At 62.0% G+C, this 20523-nt stretch carries 22 protein-coding genes, 1 tRNA gene and 1 other annotated feature; of the genes, 14 read left to right on the top strand and 9 right to left on the bottom strand.

From position 1 onward, the window contains the following. Positions 1-23 precede the first annotated feature (23 nt). Both ACSSVQ_RS12665 and ACSSVQ_RS12660 read left to right on the top strand, forming a co-directional pair. Positions 24-998 carry an MBL fold metallo-hydrolase gene (locus ACSSVQ_RS12665; protein WP_454183559.1) on the top strand — a complete coding sequence of 325 codons (975 nt, stop codon included), beginning with the start codon at positions 24-26 and terminating at the stop codon, positions 996-998. A 97-nt stretch (positions 999-1095) separates the two neighbouring features. Beyond that, positions 1096-2031, top strand: coding sequence for a glutathione S-transferase family protein (locus tag ACSSVQ_RS12660; RefSeq protein WP_454183557.1), 936 nt, complete (start codon positions 1096-1098; stop codon positions 2029-2031). A 118-nt stretch (positions 2032-2149) separates the two neighbouring features. On the opposite strand, the gene ACSSVQ_RS12655 is transcribed toward ACSSVQ_RS12660, so the two are convergent. Then, complete coding sequence (locus ACSSVQ_RS12655; protein ID WP_293324055.1) at positions 2150-2959, bottom strand: glucose 1-dehydrogenase; 810 nt, start codon at positions 2957-2959, stop codon at positions 2150-2152. Between the two features lie 200 nt (positions 2960-3159). Between ACSSVQ_RS12655 and ACSSVQ_RS12650 the strand changes: the two genes are divergently transcribed. Then, positions 3160-3759, top strand: coding sequence for a TetR/AcrR family transcriptional regulator (locus ACSSVQ_RS12650; protein ID WP_454183554.1), 600 nt, complete (start codon positions 3160-3162; stop codon positions 3757-3759). Positions 3760-3835: 76 nt separating this feature from the next. After that, positions 3836-5050, top strand: coding sequence for an LLM class flavin-dependent oxidoreductase (locus ACSSVQ_RS12645; RefSeq protein WP_454183552.1), 1215 nt, complete (start codon positions 3836-3838; stop codon positions 5048-5050). Between the two features lie 160 nt (positions 5051-5210). Here ACSSVQ_RS12645 and ACSSVQ_RS12640 read toward each other — a convergent pair whose 3' ends face one another. Further along, positions 5211-7010: a long-chain-acyl-CoA synthetase gene (locus ACSSVQ_RS12640; RefSeq protein ID WP_454183550.1), complete on the bottom strand. Its 1800-nt coding sequence runs from the start codon at positions 7008-7010 to the stop codon at positions 5211-5213. A 331-nt stretch (positions 7011-7341) separates the two neighbouring features. Here ACSSVQ_RS12640 and ACSSVQ_RS12635 point away from each other — a divergent pair, with 331 nt between their 5' ends. From ACSSVQ_RS12635 to ACSSVQ_RS12620, 4 genes are read left to right on the top strand one after another with little or no spacing between them, the layout of a single operon-like run. Next, a complete protein-coding gene (locus ACSSVQ_RS12635) occupies positions 7342-8001 on the top strand; it encodes a lysophospholipid acyltransferase family protein (RefSeq protein WP_454183548.1) in 660 nt (219 codons plus the stop codon). Further along, positions 7998-8981, top strand: coding sequence for a phosphatidate cytidylyltransferase (locus tag ACSSVQ_RS12630; protein WP_454183547.1), 984 nt, complete (start codon positions 7998-8000; stop codon positions 8979-8981). Before ACSSVQ_RS12635 ends, ACSSVQ_RS12630 begins: the two co-directional genes overlap by 4 nt. Continuing rightward, positions 8978-9370, top strand: coding sequence for a hypothetical protein (locus ACSSVQ_RS12625; RefSeq protein WP_454183545.1), 393 nt, complete (start codon positions 8978-8980; stop codon positions 9368-9370). The genes ACSSVQ_RS12630 and ACSSVQ_RS12625 overlap by 4 nt, the downstream gene beginning before the upstream one ends. Before the next feature lie 39 nt (positions 9371-9409). Beyond that, complete coding sequence (locus tag ACSSVQ_RS12620; RefSeq protein ID WP_454183543.1) at positions 9410-10072, top strand: CDP-alcohol phosphatidyltransferase family protein; 663 nt, start codon at positions 9410-9412, stop codon at positions 10070-10072. On the opposite strand, the gene ACSSVQ_RS12615 is transcribed toward ACSSVQ_RS12620, so the two are convergent. Beyond that, positions 10069-10923, bottom strand: a complete 855-nt coding sequence (locus tag ACSSVQ_RS12615) for a universal stress protein (protein ID WP_293324068.1) — start codon at positions 10921-10923, stop codon at positions 10069-10071. The two genes, ACSSVQ_RS12620 and ACSSVQ_RS12615, sit on opposite strands and share 4 nt — an antisense overlap. A gap of 109 nt (positions 10924-11032) precedes the next feature. Then, a complete protein-coding gene (locus ACSSVQ_RS12610) occupies positions 11033-12517 on the bottom strand; it encodes a SulP family inorganic anion transporter (protein ID WP_454183540.1) in 1485 nt (494 codons plus the stop codon). Between the two features lie 72 nt (positions 12518-12589). After that, positions 12590-12645 (bottom strand) — a sequence feature (sul1 is cis-regulatory element that is thought to sense ions involved in sulfur or methionine metabolism; They are found in Alphaproteobacteria). Positions 12646-12765: 120 nt separating this feature from the next. Between ACSSVQ_RS12610 and ACSSVQ_RS12605 the strand changes: the two genes are divergently transcribed. After that, positions 12766-13059 carry a sulfurtransferase TusA family protein gene (locus tag ACSSVQ_RS12605; protein WP_454183538.1) on the top strand — a complete coding sequence of 98 codons (294 nt, stop codon included), beginning with the start codon at positions 12766-12768 and terminating at the stop codon, positions 13057-13059. A 27-nt stretch (positions 13060-13086) separates the two neighbouring features. Here the strand turns inward: ACSSVQ_RS12605 and ACSSVQ_RS12600 are convergent, their stop codons facing one another. Together ACSSVQ_RS12600 and ACSSVQ_RS12595 are read right to left on the bottom strand one after the other, a co-directional pair. Further along, positions 13087-13665: a GNAT family N-acetyltransferase gene (locus ACSSVQ_RS12600; RefSeq protein ID WP_454183537.1), complete on the bottom strand. Its 579-nt coding sequence runs from the start codon at positions 13663-13665 to the stop codon at positions 13087-13089. Between the two features lie 11 nt (positions 13666-13676). Further along, entirely contained in the window at positions 13677-14030 is a 354-nt protein-coding gene (locus ACSSVQ_RS12595; RefSeq protein ID WP_293324080.1) for an arsenate reductase, read from the bottom strand. A 115-nt stretch (positions 14031-14145) separates the two neighbouring features. On the opposite strand from ACSSVQ_RS12595, the gene ACSSVQ_RS12590 reads away from it, so the two are divergent. The 3 genes from ACSSVQ_RS12590 (at position 14146) to ACSSVQ_RS12580 (ending at position 17000) form a co-directional block, all read left to right on the top strand. Then, complete coding sequence (locus ACSSVQ_RS12590) at positions 14146-15135, top strand: UDP-glucuronic acid decarboxylase family protein (RefSeq protein ID WP_454183535.1); 990 nt, start codon at positions 14146-14148, stop codon at positions 15133-15135. 27 nt (positions 15136-15162) lie between these two features. Beyond that, a complete protein-coding gene (locus ACSSVQ_RS12585; RefSeq protein WP_454183533.1) occupies positions 15163-16092 on the top strand; it encodes a hypothetical protein in 930 nt (309 codons plus the stop codon). Between the two features lie 119 nt (positions 16093-16211). Further along, positions 16212-17000, top strand: a complete 789-nt coding sequence (locus ACSSVQ_RS12580) for an FkbM family methyltransferase (RefSeq protein WP_454183531.1) — start codon at positions 16212-16214, stop codon at positions 16998-17000. Positions 17001-17037: 37 nt separating this feature from the next. On the opposite strand, the gene ACSSVQ_RS12575 is transcribed toward ACSSVQ_RS12580, so the two are convergent. Next, positions 17038-17859, bottom strand: coding sequence for a Coq4 family protein (locus ACSSVQ_RS12575; RefSeq protein ID WP_454183530.1), 822 nt, complete (start codon positions 17857-17859; stop codon positions 17038-17040). Between the two features lie 187 nt (positions 17860-18046). Between ACSSVQ_RS12575 and ACSSVQ_RS12570 the strand changes: the two genes are divergently transcribed. Together ACSSVQ_RS12570 and ACSSVQ_RS12565 are read left to right on the top strand one after the other, a co-directional pair. Next, on the top strand, positions 18047-18745 hold the full coding sequence (locus tag ACSSVQ_RS12570) for a TetR/AcrR family transcriptional regulator (RefSeq protein WP_454183528.1): 699 nt from the start codon (positions 18047-18049) through the stop codon (positions 18743-18745). Positions 18746-18748: 3 nt separating this feature from the next. Further along, on the top strand, positions 18749-19261 hold the full coding sequence (locus tag ACSSVQ_RS12565; RefSeq protein ID WP_454183526.1) for an N-acetyltransferase family protein: 513 nt from the start codon (positions 18749-18751) through the stop codon (positions 19259-19261). 13 nt (positions 19262-19274) lie between these two features. Here the strand turns inward: ACSSVQ_RS12565 and ACSSVQ_RS12560 are convergent. Both ACSSVQ_RS12560 and ACSSVQ_RS12555 read right to left on the bottom strand, forming a co-directional pair. After that, positions 19275-19361 (bottom strand) — tRNA-Leu (locus ACSSVQ_RS12560). Between the two features lie 87 nt (positions 19362-19448). Continuing rightward, complete coding sequence (locus ACSSVQ_RS12555) at positions 19449-20357, bottom strand: glycoside hydrolase family 16 protein (protein ID WP_454183524.1); 909 nt, start codon at positions 20355-20357, stop codon at positions 19449-19451. Positions 20358-20523: the final 166 nt, after the last annotated feature.

The raw sequence follows: 20523 nt of genomic DNA, 5'->3' as shown, positions 1-20523 counted from the left end.
CATAAAGCCAACGGGAGGACGCGATGGGACTGGGGCTGGCGAAATATCAATACACCAAGGGGCTTCACGATATCGGGAACGGCGCCTATGCCTGGTTGCAGCCGGATGGCGGCTGGGGCTGGTCCAATGCGGGACTCATCACCGATAGCGGCGAGTCGCTGCTGGTCGACACGCTGTTCGACGTGCCGCTGACGAAGGAAATGCTCGACGCCATGAAGAAGGCCGAGCCCAAGGCGGCCGAGACCATCGGCATCGTCGTCAACACGCATCACAATGGCGACCATTGCAACGGCAATGAATGCTGCGCCAATGCCGAAATCATCGCGCACAAGCTCGCCGCCGAAGCCATGACGCGCGAACCGCCGCAAATGCTGGTGGGCTTTCTGGAGATGGCCCCGCAAATGGGCGATCTCGGCAAATTCATCACGCAGTGCTTCGGCCCCTTCGACTTCAAAAGCGTGACGCAGACCCTGCCGACCACGACCTTCGAAAAGGAGCTGACGCGCAAGGTCGGCGACAAGGAAGTGCGCATCATGCATGTCGGCCCCGCGCATACGCCGGGCGACGCGCTGGTGCATGTGCCCGCCGACCGCACGGTTTATACGGGCGACATTCTTTTCATCGAAGGCCATCCCATCATGTGGGAAGGCCCGGTGGGGAACTGGATCGAGGCCTGCGACCGCATCATGGCGATGGATGTGGAAACGGTGGTGCCGGGCCACGGCCCCATCACCGACAAGAAGGGCGTGAAGGCGGTGCAGGATTATCTCGTCTATGTGCGCGACGAGGCGCGCAAGCGCTATGACGCCGGGATGGACGCCTTCGAGGCCGCGCTCGACATCGACATGAGCGATTACGACAGCTGGGGCGACGGCGAACGCATCGCGGTGAATGTCGCCACGCTCTATAACGAGTTCAACGGCGTGCACGAGGAACTCGACGCCGCGCAGCTTTTCGGCCAGATGGCGGAAATCGCAAAACGCAGGGGCCGCCTCTAGGAAACGCCCCCGCACAAATTCGTGATCGCAACGGCCATAGACGCTTCGCCGAGGGGCCGGTATCGGTTGACGAAACGGAACCGAATAGGAGACGGCCATGGCGCAAGCCGACGCGAATTCCATCATCCTGCATCAATATGACGTGTCGCCCTTTTCCGAAAAGGTGCGCGTGGCGCTCGGCATCAAGGGGCTCGACTGGTTCGCCTGCGACGAGCCCGTCATCATGCCGAAGCCGGAACTGACCTCGCTCACCGGCGGCTATCGCAAGATCCCGGTGATGCAGATCGGCGCGGACATCTATTGCGACACGCAGATCATCCTGCGCGAGCTGGAAAAGCGTTATCCCGCGCCGACGCTCTTTCCCGGCGAGGACAAGGGGCTCGGCTGGGGGCTTTCCATGTGGACCGACCGCATCCTCTTCCAGACCGCGGTGGCGGTGATCTTCGGCGGCGCGGGCGACGCGGTGGACGAGGATTTCAAGAAGGACCGCGAGGCGCTGACGGGCCGTCCCTTCGACACCGATGCGATGAAAGCCGCCGTGCCGCTGATGACGGAACAACTCCGCGCCCAGCTCGGCTGGATCGAGGAGCAGCTTGCCGACGGACGCAACTTCCTGATGGGCGACAAGCCCGGCCTCGCCGATGCGAGCGGCTTCTACAATCTCGCCTTCATGCGCTGGATCCATCCGCAGGGCGCGGCGATGGTGGAGCACATGCCGAAGCTCGCCGCTTGGGAGGAGCGCGTGAAGGCCATCGGCCATGGCAACAGGCAGGAGATTTCGCGCGACGATGCGCTGGCCATCGCCAAGGCGTCGACAAGCGTGGAAAAGGAAGCAGCCGACCCGAACGAGCCCAATGGCTGGAAGCCGGGTGACCTCGTCAGCGTGACGCCGGACGATTACGGCCGCGACCCGGTGGTGGGCGTCGTCGTCTCATCCTCCGCGCAGCACATCGCCATCCATCGCGAGGACATGCCGGTGGGCGATGTCGTGGTGCATTTCCCTCGCGCGGGCTTTTTCGTGATGCCGGCGTAAGAGCCACACCCGAAAACGTCATGCCCCGCTTCATGCGGGGCATCCACGTCTTGGCGATAAAGAAGAAAGACGTGGATGGCCCGGACAAGCCGGGCCATGACGCCTTCCAATTGACCCGTTACCGCGCCGTCATGCCGCCGTCGATGACGAGTTCCGACCCCGTCATGTAACGGCTCTCGTCGGAGGCGAGGAAGACGATGCCGTTGGCGATGTCGGCGGGAATGCCTGCAAAGCCGAGCGGGGCGGCGAGTTCGCCGAGCGCGCCCGCGTCGATCGTGTTGGCGCCTTCGGGAATGAGATCGGACTGCATCGCACTGACGCCGCCGCCCTGCGGGATCTTGTTCCAGATGTCGGTGTCGATGATGCCGGGGTGAACGGAGTTCACACGCACATTCATCTTCTCCTGCGCGCATTCGAGCGCCACGGCCTTGGTGAAGAGACGCACCGCGCCCTTGGTCGCGCAATAGCCGGCAAGACCCGGCGCGCCCTGAAGACCGGCAACGGAGGAAATGTTCACGACGGAGCCGCCGCCCGATTCCGCCATCAGCGGAATGCCATGCTTCACGCCGAAGAAAACGCCATCGACATTGATGGCCATCTGGCGGCGCCAGTCTTCCACCGGCATGTCGAAAATGCGCGCGCCGACGCCGATGCCCGCATTGTTGACCAGGATGTGCAGCGCGCCGTGCTTTTCCTTCACCGCGGCGACGATTTCCTGCCAGCGCGCCTCATCGGCCACGTCCTGCGGCAGAAAGCTCGCCTCGCCACCGGCCTTGCCGATGATGTCGACGGTTTCCGCACCGCCCTTCTCGTCCACATCCGTGACGACGACCTTGGCGCCTTCCGCCGCCAGCGCGACCGCCGCGGCGCGACCGATACCCGCCGCCGCGCCCGTGACCAGCGCGACCTTGCCTTGAACCCGTCCCATACGTTCCTCCTGATTTTCGCGACCCTGAATTTTCGCGTCTTGTTTGCTCCGGCCTTCTTGCGGGGCCGGATGCCTCGATACCGTTTATACGCTACGTGACGCAGCGACGGCCACAAGCTTGCAGCAAATTGGACTGTAGTCTAGTTTTGTTCCGGCAAGGCGGGGCGATGACCGCTGCCGGTTTGGAGGAATGACAAGCAATGGCCGAAGCGGCGACAGCCCCCCGACCGGGCAAGAAGGAGCGCACGCGCCGCGAGATATATCGCATCGCGATGGAGTCCTTCGCAAAGCGCGGCTATGACGGCGTGACCATCGAGGATATCTGCGCGGGCGCCGGCATCGCCAAGGCGACCTTCTTCCTGCATTTCAAGAACAAGGCCGCGCTGCTTCTCGCCTTCAATGAGGAGATCACCAACGCGCTGGCCGACAAGCTGAGCGAAAATAACGACAGCACGGCGGAGGAGCAGCTCCGCTTCATGGCCGATGTCTTCGGCGAGGCCTATCACTCCAACGCACAGGTGATGCGCCGGCTCCTGACCGAATTCCTGGAGCAGCCCGCCAGCTACCGGATGGCCCGCCAAGCCAATGAAAGCCTGATCGCCCTCGTCGCCAATATCGTGCGGCAGGGACAGGAGAAGGGCGAGTTCCGGAAAGGCTTCTTGCCTGAGCTGGCCGCGCTCTCCATCGTCGCGACATGGAGCGCGCTCATCGCCTTCTGGCTTGAAAATCCCGAGGTCGAAACCGAGAGCAGCGGCAAAGCCTTTCTCGATATCGCCATGAACGGCCTCAAGGCCGCCTGAACACCAAGGCAAACCAAACAAGAAACGACGAACACCGCTATCGAAAACAGACCAATATCCGAACAGGGAGGAAAAAATGGTCGGACGTAAGATGAAATTCGGCGCCTTCATCGCGCCGTTTCACCCGCTGGACGAAAACCCGACGCTCGCACTCGAACGCGATCTGGAACTCGTGCAGCACATGGACAATCTGGGCTATGACGAAGCCTGGATCGGCGAACATCATTCCGCCGGTTACGAGCTGATCGCCAGCCCCGAACTCTTCATCGCCACCGCGGCGGAACGCACCCGCACCATCAAGCTCGGCACGGGCGTGTCCTCGCTGCCCTATCACCACCCGCTGATGCTGGCCGACCGCATCAACCAGCTCGACCACATCACGCGCGGCCGCGTGATGTTCGGCGCAGGGCCGGGCTCGCTGCCCTCCGACGCCTTCATGATGGGCATCGAAGTCGCCAAGCAGCGCGACATGATGGACGAGGCGCTGGAAGCGATCGTGCCGCTCCTGCGCGGCGAAACGGTCAACATGAAGACCGACTGGTTCGAGCTTCGCGATGCGCGCCTCCAGATGACGCCCTGGTCGCGTCCCAATGTCGATATCGCCATTGCCAGCACCGTGTCGCCCACCGGCGCGACGGCGGCGGGCCGCCACGGCGTGGGCCTTCTCTCCATCGGCGCGACCTCGCAGGGCGGCTTCAACGCGCTCGCCTCCAACTGGGGCATCGCCGAAAAGATCGCCAAGGAGAACGGCAACCAGGTGAGCCGCGACGACTGGCGACTGGTCGGCCCGGTGCATGTCGCCGAGACGCGGGAGAAGGCGCGCGAGAATGTGCGCTTCGGGCTTGAGAAATGGCTCTTCTATTTCCGCGAAGTGGCCGCCCTGCCGCTCGCGCCCACCGACGGCTCCGATCCCGTGGATGCGCTGATCGAAAGCGGCATGGCCGTGATCGGCACACCGGACGATTGCATCGCGCAGATCCAGCGCCTTCAGGAACAGTCCGGCGGCTTCGGCACCTTCCTGCAGATGGCGCATAACTGGGCCGATTTCGCCGAAACCAAGCGCTCCTACGAACTCATCGCGCGCTATGTGATGCCGCACTTCCAGGAGACGAACGTCAATCGCGGCTTGTCGCTCGACTGGGCCCGCAAGAACCGCGAAGGCTTCATCGGCGAAGCGATGATGGCCGTCGGCAGCCGCGTCGCCAAGCACATCGAACAGCACGGCACGGAAGACATCTCGCCGGAAATTCTCGAAGCCATGGGCATGAAGAAAACCGACGCCGCCGAGTAATTCCGGCTCCGGACAAATGAAAGGGCGGCTCCTCGGAGGCGCCCTTTTTTGTTTTCCCTACTTCGTCATGCCCCGCTTCATGCGGGGCATCCACGTCTTCACCGCACCAAAGAAAAGACATGGATGGCCCGGACAAGCCGGGCCATGACGGTTTAAAGGTTTAAACCCGCACTTCGCCCGCGCAGATGCGGTCATAGAGCGGCTTGTCGAGCAGGACGAACTTGTTCGCCTTGGGATCGTTGAAATAGACCGGCTCGGGGATGGCGTCCGGGTCAAAGCCCTGCTTCACCAGATCCACCTTGCGGTGCTTGAAGGTGCCGGTGACTTCCATTTCCTGCTGCAGGCGGATGAAGAGCGGCTGGGCATAATCCGGCAACTGCTTTTCCAGATGCGCGTGGAACTTGTCGAGGTCGATGCCATCCGACGACACAATCGAGGCCATGCCTGCCTTGCCGTCCGCACCGGGCACGGCGACGCCATAGACATTGGCTTCCTGAATGCCGGGATAAACCGACATGGCTTCCGCGACTTCCGACGTCGCGACATTCTCGCCCTTCCAGCGGAAGGTGTCGCCGATCCGGTCCACGAAAAAGAAATAGCCGAGCTTGTCCTGCTTCAAGAGGTCGCCGGTGCGGAACCAGGCATCGCCCTTTTCGAACACGTCGCGCAGGATCTTCTTCTCGGTCTCTTCCTTCTTGGCATAGCCGTCGAAACGGCCCGTGGGACGCTCCGGATCGTCGATGATCTGGCCGAGCGCCTCGCCCGCTTCCATCGGCTCGGCGCGGACACAGAAACCGTCCGCCCCGCGCACGGGCTTTTCGTTCTCGATGTCGAACTTCACGATCTCGACATTGAACTTGCTCTTCGCCCAGCCCGGCACGCGGCCGATCGCGCCCACCGTGCCGTCGAAATTCATCAGCGCCACATTGCCTTCCGTCGCGCCGTAGAATTCCAGAACGCGGGGAATGCGGAAGCGGGTCTGGAACTCCTCCCAGATTTCCGGGCGCAGACCGTTACCCACGGCAAGACGCAGCTTGTGCTTGCGCTCGTTCTTGTTGGGCTCGGTGTTGAGAAGGTAGCGGCAGAGCTCGCCGATATACTGGAAGAGCGTCGCCTTGTACTGAACGCAATCGTCCCAGAAATGATGCGCGGAGAATTTGCGCTTCAGGATCACCGAACCGCCCACGGTGAGCGTGGTGCCGACCGCGCAGACGCCGCCCGCCGAATGATAGAGCGGCAGCACGACATACATGCGGTCCTTTTCGGTCGCATTTGCGCCCGCCGAGAAGGCGGCCATCATGCCATTGAGGCGCTGATGGGGAATACGCGCGGCCTTGGGAAGCCCCGTCGTGCCCGAGGTATAGATGAAGAGCGCGTTTTCCTCGGTCGTCAGCCCCGCGCGGAAATCGTCCGGCAGCGGGCCGTCGCTGAAATTGTCGAGCGCGGCGTCGAGGTCTTCGCTGCCCTGCACCTTGCCGCCCGTCGCCCAGACGGTCATCGGCGTTTCCATGCAATCGGTGCAGGTGAAATAGCCTTCGGCAAGCTCATTGCCGAGAATGAGATGGTTCGCACCGGAAATCTTCAGGCAATGGGCGAGCGCATTGGAGGTGAGATTGGTGTTGATGAGTGCCGCCGTCGCACCGGCCTTGATGATGCCGAGCCAGGCCATGAGATATTCGGCCCGGTTTTCCATCATCAGCGCCACGACATCGCCCTGCCCCAGCCCCTGCGCCTTCACCCAGCGGGCATAGCGGTTGGCCGCGCCATTGTAGTCGCGATAGGTGAAAGTCCGATCGCCGCAATAGATGGCGATATTGTCCGGCTTTTCTTCTGCCAGCTTTTCCACGATGTCGGCGAAGGTGGTGGACTTGTCCTTGCCCAGATCGCCCATGCGCTTCAGCGTCCGGAGCGCCGCGCGCACGAAAATGATCTCATTGCGAATACGATTGAAAAGACCCATTCCCTGTTCCCTATTTGCGGCCATCCCCCTCCGATGAACCACTTTCTTGGCGTTTGACGAATGTTATGCCTGCCTGCTGACAAGGACGTCAAGGAAGCCCGGGAAACGCTGGGGAAATGGTTTCACGCAGAGAAGGCACCCGGTCGGGCGGCCGGCCTTGCCGCTGGTAGTAAAAAAACGCATTTCAAGAGATGAATTTTCTTTTTCGCTTCCTTTATTCCATCAGGGGCGAAATTCGGGACACCGCGACAAACATAGCGGCAGGTGGATGCTCCCTGGACTTTCACTAGCTTTTTTCTGTTATGCTTTTCGCAAGGGGAGAATAAGGGAAATGCGGTTTCTGGCAGAACTCGTCGCCACTGCGATCATCGTCTTTGCGCGACTTATCACGGCCGTTCGCGGCATCTGGCAGGGCGCCGAGCCCTCGGAGCGCCAGCGTATCTACTTCGCCAACCATGCCAGCCATGGCGATTTCATCCTGATCTGGACGGTCCTGCCGGACCGCATGCGGCGTGCGACGCGGCCGGTGGCCGGGTCCGACTACTGGCTCAAATCCCGTCTCCGGGCCTTTATCGGCCGCGACGTCTTCAACGCTGTGCTGATCAACCGCGACCGCTCCTCGCGGGAAGAAGACCCGATAACCGTCATGACCGAGGCGCTGGACGGCGGCTCTTCCCTCATCATCTTTCCCGAGGGCACGCGCAACACGACCGATGAGTTGCTGCTGCCCTTCAAGGCGGGCCTCTATCACCTCGCCCAGGCACGACCCGATGTCGAACTGGTGCCGACATGGATCGAGAACCTGAACCGCGTCATGCCCAAGGGAGAACTCGTCCCCATCCCGCTCATTTGCACCGTCAATTTCGGTGCGCCGATCCGGCTCGCCGAGGGTGAGAGCAAGGAAGAATTTCTGGCAAAGGCCGAAAGCGCCATGCGCAATCTCGCCGGAGAGGAACAGGGAGAAGAACAGATCGAAGGGCAGGTGGCATGACCGATTATTTCTGGAACCTCGTCGCCCTGCTGGGCGGCGTCGGCGTGATCCTCGTCATCGCCTCGGCGGTGGGATACGTCCTGAAACGGAAGCTGTCGCCCGATGGCGGCAACGACGCCATCGAGAACCTCAATGCCCGGATCAAGGCATGGTGGGTCATGGTGGTCCTGATGGGCATTGCCTTTCTGGGCGGGCGAACCGGCGTGATCCTGCTTTTCGGCCTGTGCTCCTTCGCGGCGATGCGTGAATTCATGACGCTGACGAACACCAGACGCGGTGACCATTGGGCGCTCGCCTTTTCCTTCTTCGTCATCCTGCCCGCCCAATACTGGCTGGTGTGGAGCCATTGGTACGGGCTCTATTCGATCATGATCCCGGTCTATGCGTTCCTGCTTCTGCCGATCGTCTCCGCTCTTCGCGGAAACACGGAGAACTTCCTCACCCGCATCGCTGAAACGCAATGGGGACTGATGATTTCCGTTTTCTGCATCTCGCATGTCCCCGCCCTTCTGAGCCTGACATTCGCCGACTATTCCGACGGCGCGATCGCTCTGCCGGGATCGCAAGCGGGACGAAACGTCCTCCTCATTGCGTTCCTCGTCTTCGTGGTGCAGTCGAGCGACGTCCTGCAATATGTCTGGGGCAAGCTCCTCGGGCGAACCAAGATCGCGCCGAAACTGTCGCCCTCGAAAACCGTGGAAGGCTTTGTCGGCGGCGTGCTGAGCGCGACGCTGCTCGGCGCCTGTCTCTGGTGGATCACGCCCTTCACCTTTCTCGAGGCGGCGGGCATGTCGTTCGTCATCGCCTTGATGGGCTTCTTCGGCGGCCTCGTCATGTCCGCCATCAAGCGGGACCGCGGAGTGAAGGACTGGGGCCACCTGATCGAGGGACATGGCGGCTTCATCGACCGGCTCGACTCCGTCATCTTCGCAGCCCCCATCTTCTTCCATCTCACACGTTATGGCTGGTCGCTCACATGATGGACGCCTTCAAGCGCTTTGCCGCCCATGCGGCAACCCATGTCGCCTTCGCCTTTCTCGCCATGGGTGGCTGGGCGGTCTATGCCAACTGGGCGCATGGTCCCGGCGCGGCCTTCCTTGCCGGCGTGGTGCAGGGCTCTCTGTCCGGCACCATCACTTATTTCCTGAAAACCGGCCTCGACCGTTTGCGCATACGCTTTGCGGGCTTCACAGCCATCTGGGCGCCACCTGCCATCGCCTGCTCCATTTCGGCAAGCGTCCTCATTGCCATTCATGCGATCGCCGGAACGCCGGAAATTCTTGCGACCATCGCCATCCCGCTCACCGTCGCGACGAGCTACGCGGTCGTCTATAATTTCCTGCGCACCCGCTCCGCCGCGCCTGCCTGACCGCGCGAGCCCTGAAACACCAAGGGAGGAATCGAGATCATGGCCGAGCCGGAAAATCGCCGTCCGCTGAACAGCCGCGATACGGGATGGGCGCGTAGCATTGCAGCACGGCTGGCCGCAACCTCCGTCACACCCAATCAGATCTCTCAGGCAAGCATGGCCGCGGCGCTGGTCGCGGGCGGAAGCTTCTGGATCGCCGGACAGGCAGAGCCAGGCACATGGCGCATCGTCGCGCTCGTTTTCGCCGCTCTCTTCTGCCAGCTCAGGCTGCTCTGCAATCTCTTCGACGGGATGGTTGCCGTGGAGGGCGGCAAGAGCGCGCCGGACGGCCCCTTCTGGAACGAGTTTCCCGACCGCGTCTCGGACGCCCTCATCCTCGCAGGCCTCGGCTACGGGCTCGGCCTGCCGGCGCTCGGATGGATCGCCGCCGCGCTTGCCATATTGACGGCCTATGTCCGCGAGTTGGGCGCCAATGCAGGCGCGCCGCCGGACTTCTCCGGCCCCATGGCAAAACCCCAGCGCATGGCGACGGTAACGGCGGCAGCCCTCCTCTCGCTCTTCGAGCCCTTGTGGAACGGCTATAATGAAGTTCTTGCGATCGTCCTCTGGGCGGTCGTGCTCGGCGGCATCGCCACCGTCGTCAGGCGCAGCATGCGTCAGATCGCCTGGCTGAAAGCCAACCGCCAAGACCCTCCCGCCTAGCGGAACAGCAGGACCGGCACCTTGCAGGCGCGCAGCATCTCGCTGGTGGTGGAGCCGATGATCAGCGTGCGGATACGCGAATGGCCATAGGCGCCCATGACGACGAGCCCGATACCGGCCTCCTCCACCTCGCGCGCGATGACGGCTTCCGCCTGGCCCTGAACCAGTTTCGCGCGAACCTCATAGCCCGCCCCGCGCAGCACCGCGCGGGCATCGTCCAGCCGTTTCGCGGCGTCGGAGTTTTCCGCCCCGACGGTGAGTAGGTGGCATTCCAGCCCGGCGAAAATCGGGCTGCGCGCAACATAATCCACCGCCTTCATGGCGCTGGCGCCGCCATCATAGGCGATCAGGAACCGCTCGATGGGCTTGAAGGCGCGCGAGGCCACGAAGACGGGCTTCACGCTGGAGCGCACGATCCGTTCGAGATTGGAGCCGAGATGCGGCTTGGCGAAATCCGCCGCCTCGCCGCGCTTGCCGACCATCACCATGTCGGCATCGGCCTCGCTCTCGGCAACCTCTTCCACCAGATCGCCGATACGCAACTGCGTGGTGACACCTGTCACGCCGTCCTTTTCAAGAATGGCGGTCGCATCGTCCAGAATGGCCCGGCCCTGCTTCTGTGCGAGCTTGGACCGCGCCACATCGAGTTCGGCGAGTTCTTCCAGCAGCGAGGTCCGCGCGCCCAGACCCACGGCCCCGCTGAGATCGGAGGGCGTCCCGAACGGCTCGCGCCGGCCGAGGACATGCAGAAGCTCGACCGAAGCGCCCGCCCGCGTCGCCGCCCATGCGGCGTGGTCGCACACGCTTTGCGAATAGATGGAGCCGTCAACCAGAGCGACGAACTTTGTCAAAACGCTTACCCCCAGATCCGATCTTGTGGAGCATACCCGGACAAGCGGCGGATGCCCTGTTTCATTGGGTCGCGGCCCCGGCAAACGGGCCCGCGACAAGCCGACTATGTCAGTGACCCATCAGCCTTTCCAGCGCGCCCGGCTGGTCGTGAACGGCGAGCTTGTCGACAATCGTCTCGCTGGCCTCGTTGAGACCGATGATTTCGACCTCGGCCCCTTCGCGGCGGAATTTGAGCACGATCATGTCGAGCGCCGCGACGCTGGAAATATCCCAGATATGCGCATGGCTGACATCGATCACGACGCGCTCCAGCACCTCCTTGAAATCGAAGGAGCCGGTGAACGCGTCGGAAGAGGCAAAGAAGATCTGCCCCTCGACCGTGTAGACCCGCTCGCGCCCATCCGCTGAAAGAGTGGAGGTGACACGGAAGATCTGCGCGATCTTCCAGGCAAAGAAAAGCCCGGACAGGAGCACACCCACCAGCACGCCGATGGCAAGGTTATGCGTGCCGACCACGGTCACGACGGTCGCGAGCATCACCACCGACGACGACCTCGGATGGTCGCGCAGATTGCGGATCGACGACCAGCTGAACGTGCCGATCGAGACCATGATCATGATGGCGACGAGCGCCGCCATGGGGATCTGCCTGACGTAGTCGCCCAGGCCCACAATCAGGATCAGCAGGAAAACGCCCGCGCTAAAAGTGGAAAGCCGCCCGCGGCCGCCCGATTTCACATTGATCATGGACTGGCCGATCATCGCGCAGCCCGCCATGCCGCCGATGAAGCCGGTGCAGAAATTGGCGATGCCCTGACCGATACATTCGCGGTTCTTGTCGCTCGGCGTATCGGTGAGGTCGTCGATGATGGAGGCCGTCATCAGCGATTCCAGCAGCCCCACCGCCGCCACGCCTGCCGAATAGGGCAGGATGATGAGCAGCGTGTCGAGGGTTAGCGGGATCTGCGGCAGCAGGAAGACCGGCAAAGAGTCCGGCAGTTCGCCCATATCGCCGACCGTCCTGAGATCGAAGCCGAAATAGAGCGTCACCGCCGTCAGCACGATGATGCAGATGAGCGGCGACGGCACCGCCTTCGTCAGGCGCGGGAAGAGATAGATGATGCCGAGACCCGCCGCGACCATGACATAGGTGAGCTGCGGCACGCCCATCAGTTCCGGCAATTGCGCCATGAAGATGAGAATGGCGAGCGCGTTGACGAAGCCCGTCATCACCGAGCGCGAAACGAAACGCATGAAATTGCCGAGCTTCAGATAGCCGGCCGCCACCTGCAGCACGCCTGCCAGCACCGTGGCCGCGAGGAGATATTGCAGCCCGTGCTCCTTGACCAGCGTCCCCATGAGAACGGCGGTGGCGGCGGTGGCCGCCGAAATCATGCCGGGCCGCCCACCCGTGAAGGCGAGGATGCAGGCAATGGAAAACGACGCGTAGAGACCGACCTTGGGGTCGACGCCCGCGATGATGGAAAAGGCGATGGCTTCCGGAATAAGCGCCAGGGCCACGACGAGCCCGGCCAGCAGGTCCGCCCGGATATTGCCGAACCACTCATGACGATACGCAACTGAACTGAACATGGGTCTCCCGATTGAGGCATAGCGGGACGGATCGGATAAGCGGTCCGCTGCACGCGCCTGTCATTTCAATGGGGTTATCCGGCGGATCGGCGGCCGGAAGAGCCACCCGGCAAAATTCCGGGTCCGGGGTGAGGCGCCTTCTTACCGATATTCATGCTGCGGCGCAACATGAGCGGTGCCGATTTCGCTCATTTCCGCCGAAAAGCCAGTCATGCTATGTCCGGTTGCCGACCAACCGGGACACCGCTATGGACGATCAGGGCGAAATCATACTCGACGTGATGGGGCAGCAATGCCCGCTCCCCGTGCTGCGCGCGAGAAAGCGCCTGCTGCGGCTCGATCCCGGACGGCTGTTGCGCGTCTTTGCGAGCGATCCCGTGGCGCGGATCGACATGCCGCATTTCTGCGCCGAGGCGGGCCATGACCTGCTGGAAATGCGCGACCGGGGCACCTGGATCGAATTCCTGATCCGGCGCGGCGAGAATGTGCGCGAGCCGGATGCGGATATCCTGTCGAAGCCGGTGAGCGATTTGCGAGGCTAGAGGCAAAGCCCCGGCCAAAGCGGAAGCCTACCCCGAGAACTCCGAAGCCAGCAGCGCATAGAGATATTCGTCGCGCCATTCGCCCTGAATATAGCGCGAGGCGCGGAAGGCGCCTTCGCGGCGCATGCCGAGCCGCTCCAGCAGCCGGGCGGACGCGGTATTGCGCTGGTCGCATGTGGCGATGATGCGGTGGAGGCCGAGCGTCCCGAACCCCTCGCTCAGCATCGCCCAGGCCGCTTCGCCTGCATAGCCCTGCCCCCAATAGTCTGGATGCAGGACATAGCCAAGCTCGCCCGTCCGCTCCTCCCATTCATGAAGCCTGAGCCCTGCGCCACCGATAAGCGCCGCGCTTTCCCTGAGCGTGACCGCCAGTTCCCAGCAGCGGCGAGGCCGACGGCGCTGATCGGCCTTGAAGTCGCGCAAGGCCGCGCGCGTCTGCGCCTTGCTGTTGGGTCCCCATACGAGATAGCGGGTCACGTCTTCGCGCGCGGACCACGCATGGACCGCATCGAAATCGCTCATGGCGAAATCGCGCAGGACAAGGCGCGGCGTCTCCAGCGGCTGGGCGATAGAGGGAGGGCCTTTCCTGCCACCTTTCAGCGACATGACGGCCATGCCTATTTGGCCGATTTTTCGAGAGCGGCCTTCTGTTCGTCGCGAAAACCGACGATATAGCTTCCACCGAGGTCGAAAACCGGACGCTTGATTAGCGCGGGATGGGCTGCCATGAGCGCAATGGCCTTTTTCTCGTTCACGCCTTCCTTCTCCGCATCGTCCAGCGCCCGCCAGGTCGTGCTGGCCTTGTTGAGCAGCTTTTCCCAGCCGACCGACGCGGCGAATTTCTCGATATCGGCCCTGGCGATGCCATCGGCGCGCAAATCATGGAACGCATGCTCCACCCCGCGCATTTCCAGCCATTTCAGCGCTTTGCGGCAAGTGTCGCAATTCTTCAGCCCGTATACCTTGATCATGCCACTATCCCCTCTATCGCTGCCGGCTTTTGTATCATCTTCCACCGGCGCCAAGGAGCCCCTGTTTCAGACCGGCGGCATCGGATAGTATCCTGCCGATCCAGGGGGCCAGTACATGCATCTTACCAACAGAATTCTCGTCACCGGCGGCGCCGGTTTTATCGGCTCGTTCCTTTGCGAACGCCTCGTGAGCGAGGGCCACGACGTCATCTGCGCGGATAATTTCTACACGGGGAACAAGAATAACATCGAAGGCCTGCTGGATGAGCCCAACTTCGAACTCATGCGGCATGACATCACCTTCCCCCTCTATCTGGAAGTGGACGAGATCTACAATCTCGCCTGCCCGGCCTCGCCCATCCATTATCAGCGCGACCCGGTGCAAACGACCAAGACCTGCGTCCATGGCGCCATCAACGTGCTGGGTCTTGCCAAGCGCGTGAAGGCCCGCATCCTCCAGGCATCGACCAGCGAGGTCTATGGCAGCCCGTTCGAACACCCGCAGACCGAAAGCTATTGGGGCAATGTGAACCCGATCGGCCCGCGTTCCTGCTACGATGAAGGCAAGCGCTGCGCCGAAACGCTCTTCTTCGACTATTACCGCCAGCATGATCTGCGTATTCGCGTCGCACGCATCTTCAACACCTATGGCCCCCGCATGCACCCGAATGACGGGCGGGTCGTGTCGAATTTCATCGTGCAGGCCCTGCTGGGCGAACCGATTACAATTTTCGGCGACGGCAGCCAGACGCGGTCCTTCTGCTATGTGGACGACCTGGTGGAAGGGCTGATGCGGCTCATGAATGTCGCCGACGATTACCCCGGACCCGTCAATATCGGCAATCCAGGGGAGTTCTCCATCCTGGAACTGGCCGAACAGGTCATAGACATCACGGGGACAAAATCCAGTCTCGTGAGGAAGCCCTTGCCGCAGGACGACCCCTTGCAAAGGCGGCCGGACATCTCGGAAGCGAAGAGGGCCCTCGACTGGGAACCGGTTACCCCGCTCGCAGAGGGCCTCGTCAAAACAATCGCCTATTTCGAGGACATGCTGAAGGACAATGCCATGCGGGAGAAACTGGTACAGAACAGGCGCTCGGCCTAGACGTCATTAGAGAGTAGATACCCCGACATGCAGCGCGATCCGGCTCCCGTCATACTCTTCGCCTATAAGCGTCTTCCTCATACGAAAATCACCGTTGAGGCATTGCAGCGCAATCCGGAAGCGAAAGACACGGATTTGTGGATATTCGCCGACGGCGCACGTACGGAGGCGGATCGGGCTGAAATTGAAGAAACCCGAAGCTACCTGCGCAGCATTGATGGCTTCCGCAATATCCATCTGACGGAACGCGCGGAAAACTTCGGCCTGTCACGCTCGATCATCACCGGCGTGACAGAGGTACTGGAGAAATGCGGGCGCGCCATCATCGTCGAGGACGATATCCGCACCGCCCCGTCTTTCCTGCACTATATGAACCGCGCTCTCGACCATTTCGAAAACGATCCCCGCGTGCAGAGCGTGGCCGCGCACGGTTTCCCGCCGCACCGTTTAGATGTGCCTGAAGACTATGCCTATGACGTCTTTGCTTGCGCCCGGGCCAGTGTCTGGGGCTGGGGCACATGGCGCAACCGCTGGCTCGATGTCGACTGGGACATGGCGAACGCCTGGAAGAAGAGGGACAAGATCAGCGACCGGGCCCTCGAAATAGCCGGCCGCGATCTGCGCCGTTTCATCGACAAGCAGCTCGCCGGGAAACTCAATTCCTGGGACATCCCCTGGTCCTACGATCATTGCCTCAAGCAAAGGCTCTGCATCACGCCCATTCACTCCTATGTCGAGAATATCGGCCTCGACGGATCCGGCGAGCATTGCGGCCCGACCGAAGAGTACAGGCAGGACCTGGACAAGGCTGTGGCCGAGCCGCGCTTTATGGCGGAGGCCGTTTCCGACCCGGATATCGACGAACAGCTTCGCCGTTTTTACCGGCGCAAACCGGCTATTCCACGCGAAATCGACCGTATGCTGAGGAAATTCGGCCTGCCTATGCTGTTTGAGTAACCTGTATCCGTAGCGGATTCTCTGAATCCGGGCCAAGCCGGACGGCTCTTCCTCCGATTGTCTGGGAATGATCTTCGAAAAACCAGTCGCCAACGACGCCTGTCCGGAAAGAACGGAAAATGGGGAAACGGTTCGAGTCCTTTTACGCAAGCCTATTCAGCAAGCCGGCCTTGCGACAATTCAACAAGAAGATCCTTTCCGCCGCACTTCGGGCGAGAGGCTACAATAATTACCGGAACGACACGGAAAGCGGCGAACGCTTCTTCATCCGAAATGTCCTGGCACCTTCAAATCCCAGGGTTTGCATCGACATAGGGGCTAATGTCGGCAGCTTCACCAAAGAGTTGCTCACATCCACGCAGGCAACGGTCATCAGTTTTGAGCCGCTGCCGCAAGCTTTCCGGGAGCTGCAAGCGACGACAAGGGAATTCGGAAAACGCTCCATTGCCGAGAACAAGGGCGTGGGCGAAAACTGCGCGGATCTCCTTATCCACTACAATCCGGAAAAACCGGACCACGCTTCTTTCAGCGAAGCTTCGAACAATGTGCCTTATGTCGAAAACACGAAAGAATTGCTCGTCGAAGTCGTATCGCTCGATGCGTATCTCGACCTCAAGCCGGTCGACGCGCTCGACTTCATAAAGATCGATACAGAAGGCTTCGAAGGCGAGGTCCTGAAAGGTGCGCTTGGATCGATCGATCGCTACACCCCAAGGTTCATTCAGGTCGAGTTCAACTGGCATCACCTATTCAGGAACATATCGCTCAACAATTTGTCTGAGCTGCTTCCGGAATATGAAGCCTATCAACTTCTGCCGAACGGCTGGGCGAAGCGAGACCCCGTAGACCCGCTTTCGAACATTTATGAATTCGCGAATTTCGTCTTTGTTCGCAAAGGCAGCAGCTAGACCACGCTCCTGGAACAACCGCCTCGCGACAGCCCGATCACGCCGCCAGTTTCACGTCGCCGGTCGGCTCGCCAAGCTCGACGCGCGCGGCATCGAGCGCCTCGGCGGCAGCCATGGCGCGGCGATATTCGGGCGCGGGCACGGTGACGGCGAGTTTCGCACGCACCTGTTCCAGCGGCAGCGGCAAGAGCTCCTCCCAAATTTCCGCCGGCAGCCAATGCGCCTGCTTGCCCCGGCGATAGCCCTCACGGATCGACCGCCAGATGCCGCAGCCGGGATAGGCCTTGTCCGCCACCCGGGAGAGAAGCAGCACGATGGCGCCGACGCCGCGATTGCGCGTCTGGGCATAGGAGAAGGCGAGCAGCGACAGCTCGCCCAACCCGTCGCGGCCATATCCGGTGAGAACATGCCAGAGATCATGCTGATCGCGGATCCGGTCGCGGAAGAGCCTGCCCGCTTCGGGGATATTGTCGCGCAGCTTCATTTCGTTGCTGGCTTCCACCAACCCGTCCGCCGTGAGATTTTCCGACGTCATGAACCGGTAATAGGCCGCGCCAAGGCTGCCTTCCGGCATGGCGGCGAGCTTTTCCCGGTCGCAAAGCAGAGCAAGAAGGTCGAGCTTCTCCGCCAATACGCGCTTGCCGCCATGAGAGGCCTCGAAACGATGGAACAGGCGCTCCTCCGCGCCGCCCGACAGGGCTTCGATCACCTTGAAGACCTGACCCGTATCTTCCTTGTTTTCCTTGAGCGCGCGGATGGCCGCGAGCGCTTTCAGCGGCTGGATACGCTTGCGCCGGGGCTTCTCAGCCGCTTTAACCGCGGAATCGCTGTTTTCACCGGCGGGATGTGCGAGGGTCATGGCTTCTATGCTCCGGGTCTGGGGCCCCAAGGGGCCGTCCATCAGGGACATCAAGACTTGGCAGCCAGCCAGACAAATAAACACGTTGCGTCACTACGCAAAGTCCGGCCAACGCCCTATGCTGCGCCTCAAGCTCAGATAGGTTATACTGACATTGTTGTCAACACATGAAGTTCGAGGAGGCCTCTTGTCCCGTACCGCCAGCTCACACACAGCGGCCACATCGCCGGTTTCCGCCAAGCCCGCGCAAAAACGCGTCCGGCGGACGGCGGAGGAAGCACGCCGCCTCATTCTGGACGCGGCGGAGAAAAGGCTGGCGACGCAAGGCCCCGAGGGGATCCGCCTGCAGGACATCGCCCGTGATGTCGGGATTTCGCACCCTGCCATCCTGCACCATTTCGAAAGCCGTGAAGGGCTGGTGAAGGCGCTCATCGCGCGCACCAATACCCAGCTTCGCGAAAAGCTCCTGACCGCGCTGGGCAATTCCGGGGACGCAGCCCAGGATCCGATCGAAAGCGTGTTCGAGGCGCTGTCCGACCGGGGCACGGCGCGGCTCCTCGCCTGGCTGCTGCTGACGGGCCGCGTGAACGACACCAGCAAGGGCCCGCAGGTGCTGATGACGGAAATCGCGGACCGGCTTCACGCCCATCGCGAGGAAAACGCCAAGCAGAAAGGCACGCTCGCGCCGGACCGCGAAGACACCTTCTTCCTCGCCATGCTGACCACCAGCGCGGCCTTCGGCGACGCCATTATCGGGCGCTATCTCGCCGAAGCGGCGGGCCTCGACGAGGCCGGCGTCAAACGCTTCCGCAACTGGTTCGGAAAATTACTGCGCCAGCATGTGGAGCGTACCGACGCCCCCGCCGGAGACGATGAGGGAAAATAGGCGATGACGAAGAGCGCCCCGGCATCGATCCGCGACGCCGTAACCGGCGACCTGCCCGCCATATCGGTGCTCTATAATCACGCCGTTCGCGAAACCACCGCCATCTGGAACGAAACGCTTTCAGATCCGCAAGAACGCCGCCGCTGGATGGGCGAACGCCTTGCCGCCGGTTTTCCGGTACTGGTCGCAGAGACGGACGGCCAATTTGCCGGCTACGGCACCTATGGCCCCTTTCGCCCGCATGAAGGGTACCGGGACACGGTCGAAAATTCCGTTTACGTCACCCCGGACCTGCAAGGCCGCGGGGTCGGCGGCGCCCTGCTCGACGCGCTGATCGAGCGCGCCCGGTCACAAGGACTCCACGTCATGGTGGCCGGGATCGAAGCCGGAAATGCAGCTTCCATCGTGCTGCACGCCGCCCGCGGCTTCACCGAGACCGGGCGCATGCCGGAAGTCGGCCAGAAATTCGGCCGCCGGCTGGATTTGGTGCTGATGCAGAAAATGCTTCAACGCTGACTGCGCAGGAAAATGGTGCCCCTGGCCCGACTCGAACGGGCACTCTGTTGCCAGAAACAGATTTTGAGTCTGTCGCGTCTACCAGTTCCGCCACAGGGGCTTCGACGGCATGGCAATCCTGCCGGCCGGAAGGGCCGCATCATAATCACCAGCGGCGCGGCGGCAAACGGTTTCGCGCAAAACGCCGCTACTTCTTCGCCCAGACCCTCACATAATCGACCTTCAGATCGATCGGACTGACGGCTTCGGGCTGCTCGCTCTTGAGCATCTGATTGCTCACCAGCATGTAGAGCGGGGTCTTGAATTCCTTCAGGGTCGGAAAGCGGAACTCTTCCTTCCGGTCGAAATAGACGATGATCCATTCGGGCGTCACCAGGGCGCCATAGGTGTGCCACTTGCCATCGGTCAAACCCTCGATTTCATGATTCAGGGCGGTTTGCTTCCAGTGTTTGGAGACTTCGCCCTTGCGATAGGGCTTGCCGGGGCGCAGATGCACGCCCGAGCGGTAGGCACCCGGATTATGGCCCGGATAATTCTCGAGGATGTCGATTTCCGCCCGTGTCCGGCTCGGATCGGTGAAGCGTGTCGTCGAGTAAAGCCAGAAAGCCGGCCAGGCACCCTTCGACCCCGGCGGCGGCAGTTTCATGCGGATTTCGAAATAGCCATATTTCTGCGAGAAGCCACGACCTTTGGAATCCGACGTCTGCATATGACCGGTCTGCCATCCGCCGTTCACCTTCTCCGCACGAAGGGTGAGAACGCCGTCCGACACGGAAAAGGGGCTCGGCTTGAAACTGGGCGGACGGAACTTCGCCGCCCCGGCCGTCGAATGGATCGGCGCGAACCACGGCCCCTTTCCCCCATCGTCGGAGATCGACGCCACGCTGTCGAACTCGTCGTCAAAGGTCTGCCTGTAGCCTGAAAGATCAAGCGGCTGGCCCCGATGGGCCCGGATCCACTTGGCTGTGGCAGGCGGCCCGTAAGGGTCCGGCGGATTCTTGTAGCTCGCCGATGCGGCCCCGCTCGCGAAGGCAAACCCCGCACAAATGACGGCGGCGACCCCAAGCGACGAGGTAACCGAATGAAGAAGGCGCATGGCTGTCTCCCTTCCCGAAGGCCGCGCGTGCGGCGGCGGATCGCCCGACGGAACAAGGCTCGGCGATAAATGCGACGGAAGCGAGGCAGGCGCGACCCTCCGGGCTTGTGTGACCCGGTCGGATAGACACCCCCCTCCCCGCCTGCTAATTGAGTTTTCCGGTTTC

It is taken from the genome of Parvibaculum sp. MBR-TMA-1.3b-4.2, from assembly GCF_053628815.1.
This window is presented reverse-complemented; position numbering and strand designations above follow the sequence as displayed.

What these genes read in the sequence shown, in the direction of transcription:
- ACSSVQ_RS12655 (WP_293324055.1), bottom strand. Translation starts at nt 2,959, where the DNA reads ATGGGACGGGTTCAAGGCAAGGTCGCGCTGGTCACGGGCGCGGCGGCG.
- ACSSVQ_RS12605 (WP_454183538.1), top strand. Translation starts at nt 12,766, where the DNA reads ATGGACGATCAGGGCGAAATCATACTCGACGTGATGGGGCAGCAATGC.
- ACSSVQ_RS12630 (WP_454183547.1), top strand. Translation starts at nt 7,998, where the DNA reads ATGACCGATTATTTCTGGAACCTCGTCGCCCTGCTGGGCGGCGTCGGC.
- ACSSVQ_RS12600 (WP_454183537.1), bottom strand. Translation starts at nt 13,665, where the DNA reads ATGTCGCTGAAAGGTGGCAGGAAAGGCCCTCCCTCTATCGCCCAGCCG.
- ACSSVQ_RS12650 (WP_454183554.1), top strand. Translation starts at nt 3,160, where the DNA reads ATGGCCGAAGCGGCGACAGCCCCCCGACCGGGCAAGAAGGAGCGCACG.
- ACSSVQ_RS12590 (WP_454183535.1), top strand. Translation starts at nt 14,146, where the DNA reads ATGCATCTTACCAACAGAATTCTCGTCACCGGCGGCGCCGGTTTTATC.
- ACSSVQ_RS12595 (WP_293324080.1), bottom strand. Translation starts at nt 14,030, where the DNA reads ATGATCAAGGTATACGGGCTGAAGAATTGCGACACTTGCCGCAAAGCG.
- ACSSVQ_RS12640 (WP_454183550.1), bottom strand. Translation starts at nt 7,010, where the DNA reads ATGGGTCTTTTCAATCGTATTCGCAATGAGATCATTTTCGTGCGCGCG.
- ACSSVQ_RS12625 (WP_454183545.1), top strand. Translation starts at nt 8,978, where the DNA reads ATGATGGACGCCTTCAAGCGCTTTGCCGCCCATGCGGCAACCCATGTC.
- ACSSVQ_RS12665 (WP_454183559.1), top strand. Translation starts at nt 24, where the DNA reads ATGGGACTGGGGCTGGCGAAATATCAATACACCAAGGGGCTTCACGAT.
- ACSSVQ_RS12610 (WP_454183540.1), bottom strand. Translation starts at nt 12,517, where the DNA reads ATGTTCAGTTCAGTTGCGTATCGTCATGAGTGGTTCGGCAATATCCGG.
- ACSSVQ_RS12575 (WP_454183530.1), bottom strand. Translation starts at nt 17,859, where the DNA reads ATGACCCTCGCACATCCCGCCGGTGAAAACAGCGATTCCGCGGTTAAA.
- ACSSVQ_RS12585 (WP_454183533.1), top strand. Translation starts at nt 15,163, where the DNA reads ATGCAGCGCGATCCGGCTCCCGTCATACTCTTCGCCTATAAGCGTCTT.
- ACSSVQ_RS12645 (WP_454183552.1), top strand. Translation starts at nt 3,836, where the DNA reads ATGGTCGGACGTAAGATGAAATTCGGCGCCTTCATCGCGCCGTTTCAC.
- ACSSVQ_RS12660 (WP_454183557.1), top strand. Translation starts at nt 1,096, where the DNA reads ATGGCGCAAGCCGACGCGAATTCCATCATCCTGCATCAATATGACGTG.
- ACSSVQ_RS12620 (WP_454183543.1), top strand. Translation starts at nt 9,410, where the DNA reads ATGGCCGAGCCGGAAAATCGCCGTCCGCTGAACAGCCGCGATACGGGA.
- ACSSVQ_RS12555 (WP_454183524.1), bottom strand. Translation starts at nt 20,357, where the DNA reads ATGCGCCTTCTTCATTCGGTTACCTCGTCGCTTGGGGTCGCCGCCGTC.
- ACSSVQ_RS12635 (WP_454183548.1), top strand. Translation starts at nt 7,342, where the DNA reads ATGCGGTTTCTGGCAGAACTCGTCGCCACTGCGATCATCGTCTTTGCG.
- ACSSVQ_RS12565 (WP_454183526.1), top strand. Translation starts at nt 18,749, where the DNA reads ATGACGAAGAGCGCCCCGGCATCGATCCGCGACGCCGTAACCGGCGAC.
- ACSSVQ_RS12580 (WP_454183531.1), top strand. Translation starts at nt 16,212, where the DNA reads ATGGGGAAACGGTTCGAGTCCTTTTACGCAAGCCTATTCAGCAAGCCG.